The 4,219-nt window shown below is 73.9% G+C and carries 4 protein-coding genes; 2 read left to right on the top strand and 2 right to left on the bottom strand.

Features of this window, described 5'->3' with window-relative positions; all coding sequences use genetic code 11:
- On the top strand, nt 1–1,151 hold a 1,151-nt coding region (locus ACFQ3T_RS34735; protein WP_380730069.1), incomplete at its 5' end, for a PASTA domain-containing protein.
- Between the two features lie 78 nt (nt 1,152–1,229).
- On the opposite strand, the gene ACFQ3T_RS34730 is transcribed toward ACFQ3T_RS34735, so the two are convergent.
- Nucleotides 1,230–2,618, bottom strand: a complete 1,389-nt coding sequence (locus tag ACFQ3T_RS34730; RefSeq protein WP_380730067.1) for a class II 3-deoxy-7-phosphoheptulonate synthase — start codon at nt 2,616–2,618, stop codon at nt 1,230–1,232.
- Between the two features lie 63 nt (nt 2,619–2,681).
- Here ACFQ3T_RS34730 and ACFQ3T_RS34725 point away from each other — a divergent pair, with 63 nt between their 5' ends.
- Nucleotides 2,682–3,692 (top strand): DUF2891 domain-containing protein, encoded by a 1,011-nt coding sequence (locus tag ACFQ3T_RS34725; RefSeq protein ID WP_380730065.1) that lies wholly within the window; start codon nt 2,682–2,684, stop codon nt 3,690–3,692.
- Nucleotides 3,693–3,705: 13 nt separating this feature from the next.
- Here ACFQ3T_RS34725 and ACFQ3T_RS34720 read toward each other — a convergent pair.
- Nucleotides 3,706–4,219 (bottom strand): hypothetical protein (locus ACFQ3T_RS34720; RefSeq protein ID WP_380730063.1); only part of this gene is annotated, 514 nt, incomplete at its 5' end.

The raw sequence follows: 4,219 nt of genomic DNA, 5'->3' as shown, positions 1-4,219 counted from the left end.
CCGCGCCCAGCCCGGCCGAGGAGACCGTCCGCGTCGAACCCGTGCGGGTGGGGGCGGGCGCGCCGTTCGCCGAGCCGACGGTGCCGGTGCACCGGCCGAACCCGCTGGTGCGGCCCGTGGCCGGCCCGCAGGGCACCAAGGCGATCCCGCGGTCCGAGCTGATGCCGCCGCCGCTCGTCCCCGTGGAGCCGGCCCCGGCGCCGCGGCCGCGTCCCCGGAGACCGCCGAAGAAGAAGACGCCCGAGCAGCTGTACGAGGAGATGCGGGCGCGCAGCAAGCGCCAGTTCATCACCTGGTTGAGCGTCGTCGTGGTCGCCGCGATCCTCATCGGCGTCACCAGCTGGTGGCTGGTGATCGGCCGGGTCGCGACCGTGCCGAACGTGGTCGGCCAGGACGAGTCCGCCGCCACCGCGCTCATCGAGGCCGCCGCGCTCAAGCACACGGCCCGCACCGAGAACAGCGACACCGTGCCCGCGGGCCAGGTGCTCAGCACCGACCCGCCCGCCGGCGCCGAGGCCACCCGCGGCGACCTGGTCCGGATCGTGGTGTCCGCGGGCAAGCCGGTGGTGCCGCAGATCCAGCCGGGCATCGAGGTGGCGCAGGCCGAGCAGGAGATCAGGTCCGTCGGGCTGACGTCGCGGCTCGACCCCGCCGAGGACGCGTTCAGCGACCGCGTGCCCAAGGGCAAGGTGGTGACGTTGAAGCCGGCGCCCGGCACGCAGGTGCCGATCGGCTCGGCGGTGGTGGTCGTGCTGAGCAAGGGCGCGCAGCCGAAGCCGGTGCCCAGCGTGACGGGCAAGTCGAAGGACGAGGCGTTCGCCGAGCTGGCCGCGGCCGGGTTCGACCCGGTCGAGGGGCCGGCGGAGTTCTCCGAGTCGGTCGACGCGGGCAAGGTCGTCCGCACCGACCCGGCGGCGGGCTCCAACCTCCCGCCGGCGAACCGGCAGGTCACCGTCATCCTGTCGAACGCGGTGACCGTGCCGCAGGTCGAGGGCAGGCCGGTCAAGGAGGCGAAGAAGATCCTGGAGGAGGCGGGCCTCAAGGTGGACGTGCAGTTCAACGACCGCGACCGGGCCCGGGTGGTCAACCAGTCCGTGCGCGGCGGTCAGCGCGTGCCGAAGGACACCACGGTCACCCTGATCGCCCTCTGACGCGGCGGTGGCCCCCGACTCGACGAGTCGGGGGCCACCGGGACCGTTCGCGATCGGGTCAGCCGCCCGGCGACCAGGTCAGCTGCGGAGCATCTCCGCGACCAGGAACGCCAGCTCCAGCGACTGCTGCGTGTTCAGCCGCGGGTCGCAGGCCGTCTCGTAGCGGCCGGCCAGGTCGGAGTCGGAGATCTCCTGCGCGCCGCCCAGGCACTCGGTGACGTCCTCGCCGGTCAGCTCGATGTGGATGCCGCCGGGGTGCGTGCCGAGCCGGCGGTGCACCTCGAAGAAGCCCTGCACCTCGTCCACGATCCGGTCGAAGTGCCGGGTCTTGTAGCCGGTGGACGCCTCGTGCGTGTTGCCGTGCATCGGGTCGCACTGCCAGATGACCTGGTGGCCGGAGGCGGTGACCTTCTCCACGATCGGCGGCAGCACGTCGCGCACCTTGCCGTTGCCCATGCGGCTGATCAGCGTCAACCGGCCGGGCTGGTTGTGCGGGTCGAGCCGCTCGACGTACTCGACGGCCATCTCCGGCGTGGTCGACGGGCCGATCTTGAGGCCGATCGGGTTGGACAGCAGCTCGGCGAACGCGATGTGCGCGCCGTCCAGCTGCCGGGTCCGCTCGCCGATCCACAGGAAGTGCGACGACAGGTCGTACAGCCGCGGCTGGTCGCCGCTGGTGTCGAGCCGCAGCAGCGCCCGCTCGTAGTCGAGCAGCAGCGCCTCGTGCGAGGCGAAGATCTCGGTGGTGTGCAGGGACGTGTCCTGCACGCCGCACGCCGACATGAACCGCAGGCCGCGGTCGATCTCGCCGGCCAGCGCCTCGTACCGCTCGCCCGCGGGCGACTGGCGGACGAAGTCCTTGTTCCAGTCGTGCAGGCGGTGCAGGTCGGCCATGCCCGCGGTGGTCATGGCGCGGAGCAGGTTCATCGCCGCGCCCGCGTTGGCGTAGGCGCGGATCATCCGGGACGGGTCCGGCACGCGCGCCTCGGGCGTGGCGACCAGCGAGTTCACGATGTCGCCGCGGTAGGACGGCAGGCCGAGCGCGTCGATGTTCGACGAGCGCGGCTTGGCGTACTGGCCGGCGATGCGGCCGATCTTCACCACCGGGAGGCTCGCGCCGTAGGTGAGCACGACGGCCATCTGGAGCAGGGTCCGGATGTTCGCGCGGATGTGCGGCTCGGTGTTGTCCGCGAACGTCTCCGCGCAGTCTCCGCCCTGCAACAGGAAGGCCTCGCCGCGGGCGACTTCGGCGAGGTTGTCGCGCAGCCGGTCGATCTCGGCGGGCACGGTGATCGGCGGCACGCTCTCCAGCACGGCGCGCACGCGGCGCACCTGCTCGGCGTCCGGCCACTCCGGCTGCTGCGAGGCGGGCCGGGCCAACGCGTCGGCAAGCCTGTCGCGCAGCTCGGGCGGGAGGGGCGGAAGCTCGGGAAGCGTGTCCACGGGCACGTCCACGGTCCAGTTCACACGTTAAAGATAGCCGTCCACACTGAGAGACGGACATGGGTCGGCCTGTGCATGATGTGGCACATGCCCGACACCCGGATGGACGACGACACGGCGGCCGAACTGCTGTCCACCGCGGTGGAGAACGTCCGGCGGGACTACCCGGTGCACTGGACGCACGTCGTCACCGACGCCGCCGGCCTGGTGCCGCAGCGGGTGCTGCACCCGATCTTCGCCGGGTCGTTCGACTGGCACTCGTGCGTGCATCAGACCTGGTTGGCGGTCCGGCTGCTGCGGGAGCGGCCGGACGTCGCGGGCGCGGCGGAGGCCCGTGCGACGCTCGACGCGCTGCTCACCGAGGAGCACGCGGAGACCGAGGCGGCGTTCTTCGCCGGACCGTCCGGCGGGTTCTGGGAGCGGCCCTACGGGTGGGCGTGGCTGCTGGTCCTCGACGCCGAACTCCGCACGTGGGGCTCGCCGTGGGCGGACGCGCTGCGGCCGTTGAGCGCGGTCCTGCGTGACCGGTATCTCGTCAAGGTGGCCGGCGCGCGGCTGCCCGTGCGGACCGGGACTCACGGCAACACGGCGTTCGCGACCGGTCTGGTGCTCGACGCGGCGCGTGCCGTCGGCGACGACGGGCTGGCGGCGGCGTGCGTCGGGGCGGCGTTGCGGTGGCACCGGGAGGACGTGGGCTACGGCGGGTTCGAGCCGGACGCGGCGGACTTCCTGTCGCCCGCGCTGACCGAGGCGGACCTGATGCGGCGGGTGCTGCCGGCCGACGGGTTCGCGGAGTGGTTCGAGGCGTTCCTGCCGAACCTGGACGAGGCGCGCTGGAAGGTGCTGCGCGAGCCGGTGCCGGTGGACGACCCGGCCGACCCGTACGGCTCGCACCTGGTGGGCCTCGCCCTGTCCCGCGCCTGGCAGTGGCGGTCCATCGCCGCCGCGCTGCCCGCCGGGCACCGGTACGCCGACCTGGCGCGCACGGCCGCCGACGCGCACCGCGAGGCCGGTCTGCGGCACGTGTTCGGCCACGGCTACTACGCCGAGCACTGGCTGGGGACGTTCGCCGCCTACCTGCACCTCGGCGCGTTCTGACGCACGTCGGCGGCTAGCAGGCAGCGGCGGCGGCCAGGCACCGGCGCTCCTCCAGGGGTCGGGCAAGCGCCGCGACCTCCTCGTCCGCCGCGAAGAACAGCGCCGCCGCCTGGGCCCGCCTGCCCTCCGCCCGGCGGACCTCCGCGCGCACCTCCCACAGCGCGGCCGACCACGGACCGCCCTGCCACAGCCCGCTGATCCGCTCGGCCTCGGCGAGGTGCGCCCGCGCGCGGCTGGGGCTGCCCGCGCACGCGCACGCCGTCGCCGCCGCGATCCGGAACCCCATCGAGCACGGGTCGCACACGTGCGGGGCCTCGTGCAGCCACCGCTCGGCGTCCCGGATCACGCCGAGCGCGCCGCCGAGGCTGTCGGCGGCGAGCACGCGGACCCCGTGGACGCGGATCACCAGGTGCGACGGGATGCGGGAACCCAGGGCCGGCGGCAACGCGCGGTCGAGGTCGGCGCGGGCGGCGGCCCGGTCGCCGAGCCGGACCTGGGCCTCGGCGTGGCGTTCCAGCGACAGGGCC

The organism is Saccharothrix hoggarensis, from assembly GCF_042678885.1.
Classification (GTDB): domain Bacteria; phylum Actinomycetota; class Actinomycetes; order Mycobacteriales; family Pseudonocardiaceae; genus Actinosynnema; species Actinosynnema hoggarensis.
Note: the sequence above shows the minus strand (reverse complement) of the source record. Positions and strands in the feature narration are given on the sequence as shown.

What these genes read in the sequence shown, in the direction of transcription:
- ACFQ3T_RS34725 (WP_380730065.1), top strand. Translation starts at nt 2,682, where the DNA reads ATGCCCGACACCCGGATGGACGACGACACGGCGGCCGAACTGCTGTCC.